Below are 1,867 nucleotides of genomic sequence, written 5' to 3'. Positions count from 1 at the left end.
ATTCCAAGGGATGTACTCGGTCAAATGTGGGAGCGGGCTTGCTCGCGAAAGCGGTCAATCAAACACCCCAAAAGCCAGTGGCAGTCAGCGCCCCCGATCCCGCCGCAACACTTTCTTCACCCGCGCCACCAACGCCCGGGCTTCAAACGGCTTGAGCAAATAATCATCCTCGTGCAACTCCAGCCCACGCAGCCGATCTTCAATCCCGTCCGGCGTGGTCAAAAACAACATCGGCGTCTCACCCTTCAACCGGATCGCCTGCTGCAGCTTCCAGGCATTCAGCCCCGGCAGCATCACATCCAGGATCACCAGGTCGTATTCGGTGCTTTCCACAAAGCGCAGGGCCGCCATGCCATTGGCCGCCACCTCCACCGTGTAGCTGGCCTCTTCAAGACTGCGGCCCATCGCCTCGGCCGCCTCTGACTCGTGTTCCACTAGCAGGACGCGCATAACACACCTCGAATAATCGTGAACGCAGGCTACCACCCTCAGGCATGCGCCGCCTCGCGCAAACGTTGCGGGTCGAGGATTTCGATCTCGCCATAGCCCAGGCGCACGATGCCCTGGCCTTGCAGGTCCTTGAGCAACGCATTGGTGGTCTGGCGCGACAGGCTCAGCATCGCGGCCAAGTCTTCCTGGGGCAGTTGCAGCACCTGCCGGGCCTGCTCGATGTCGCCATAGCCCTCGGCGATCATCAGCAGGCGGTGCGCCACCCGCACCGACGCCGGCATCAGGCTCAATTGCTCGATATTGATAAAGGTCAGGCGCAGTTTCTGGCTCATCAACAGGGCCATGTCGCGCCAGTAACGCGGAGTCTGTTCAAGAATGTGCAGCAACGCCGGCTGCGGTACCTGCAGCAACGTACACGGCCCGACGGCGCAGGCATCGTGGGTGCGGGGCAACCCGTCGAACAATGAGATTTCGCCGAACCAGTATGGCAACTCCGCCAGGCTCAACACTGCCTCCTTGCCCTGCTCGTTCACCGCGCTGATACGCAGGGAGCCCTCCAGCACCGCATACAACCCACACGGCGGATCGCCGCGTTTGAACAGGTATTGCCCCGCCGTCAGCTGCCGCAACCGGGCGCTGGCCAGCAAGCTATTCTGTAGATCAGCAGGCAGATGGCTGTACCAGTGACCGGTGGCCAGCCGTGGGTGCCATTTCTCTACATCCATGCGAACTCCGAAGATTGTCGGCCAGTTGACAGTGTGTCGTGGGCCTACAGGGCATGATCAAACATCCTACAGGAGGAACAACAATGAAAAGCCTCGTCGACCACCTCAGTCAATACGCCGCCTACCACCGCGACCCGCGCAATATCGCCAGCCACTTTATCGGCATCCCGCTGATTGTGGTGGCGGTGGCCGTGCTGCTGTCACGCCCCGAATGGACGGTGGCCGGGCTGTGGCTGTCGCCCGCGGTGGTAGTGGCGCTGCTTTCGGCATGGTTCTACCTGCGCCTGGAACTGGCGCTCGGCATGCTGATGACGGTGCTGATGGGCCTGTCGGTGTGGGCCGGGCATGTGCTGGCGGCACAAAGCACGCTGGTGTGGCTGAGCAGCGGCATCGGCATGTTCGTGGTGGGCTGGGTGATCCAGTTTGTGGGGCATTACTACGAGGGGCGCAAACCGGCGTTTGTCGATGACGTGTCCGGGTTGATCGTGGGGCCGTTGTTTGTGGTGGCGGAGTTGGCGTTCCTGGTGGGGCTGCGGCATGACCTGAAGCGGCAGATTGAAGAGCGCTCGGGGCCCGTGGCCGTGCGGCACAAGAACGCCACGGCCTGAGCAACACTGGAGATCCAAATGTGGGAGCGGGCTTGCTCGCGAAAGCGGAGTGTCAGTCACCGGATGTACCGACTGAACCACCGC

General features: G+C 62.0%; 3 protein-coding genes. 1 reads left to right on the top strand and 2 read right to left on the bottom strand.

The genetic code is table 11. The annotated features are described in order from the left end of the window. Positions 1 to 84: 84 nt before the first annotated feature. Entirely contained in the window at positions 85 to 450 is a 366-nt protein-coding gene (locus tag ACW9I6_RS32230) for a response regulator (protein WP_003218132.1), read from the bottom strand. A gap of 38 nt (positions 451 to 488) precedes the next feature. Further along, a complete protein-coding gene (locus tag ACW9I6_RS32225; RefSeq protein ID WP_003218134.1) occupies positions 489 to 1,175 on the bottom strand; it encodes a Crp/Fnr family transcriptional regulator in 687 nt (228 codons plus the stop codon). Between the two features lie 83 nt (positions 1,176 to 1,258). Here ACW9I6_RS32225 and ACW9I6_RS32220 point away from each other — a divergent pair, with 83 nt between their 5' ends. Then, positions 1,259 to 1,783, top strand: a complete 525-nt coding sequence (locus tag ACW9I6_RS32220) for an Mpo1 family 2-hydroxy fatty acid dioxygenase (protein WP_457340237.1) — start codon at positions 1,259 to 1,261, stop codon at positions 1,781 to 1,783. Positions 1,784 to 1,867 lie beyond the last annotated feature (84 nt).

The sequence above is a fragment of the Pseudomonas sp. SDO5522_S412 genome (assembly GCF_054071215.1).
Note: the sequence above shows the minus strand (reverse complement) of the source record. Positions and strands in the feature narration are given on the sequence as shown.

Coding starts and splice junctions, on each gene's coding strand:
- ACW9I6_RS32230 (WP_003218132.1), bottom strand. CDS start 450: ATGCGCGTCCTGCTAGTGGAACACGAGTCAGAGGCGGCCGAGGCGATG.
- ACW9I6_RS32225 (WP_003218134.1), bottom strand. CDS start 1,175: ATGGATGTAGAGAAATGGCACCCACGGCTGGCCACCGGTCACTGGTAC.
- ACW9I6_RS32220 (WP_457340237.1), top strand. CDS start 1,259: ATGAAAAGCCTCGTCGACCACCTCAGTCAATACGCCGCCTACCACCGC.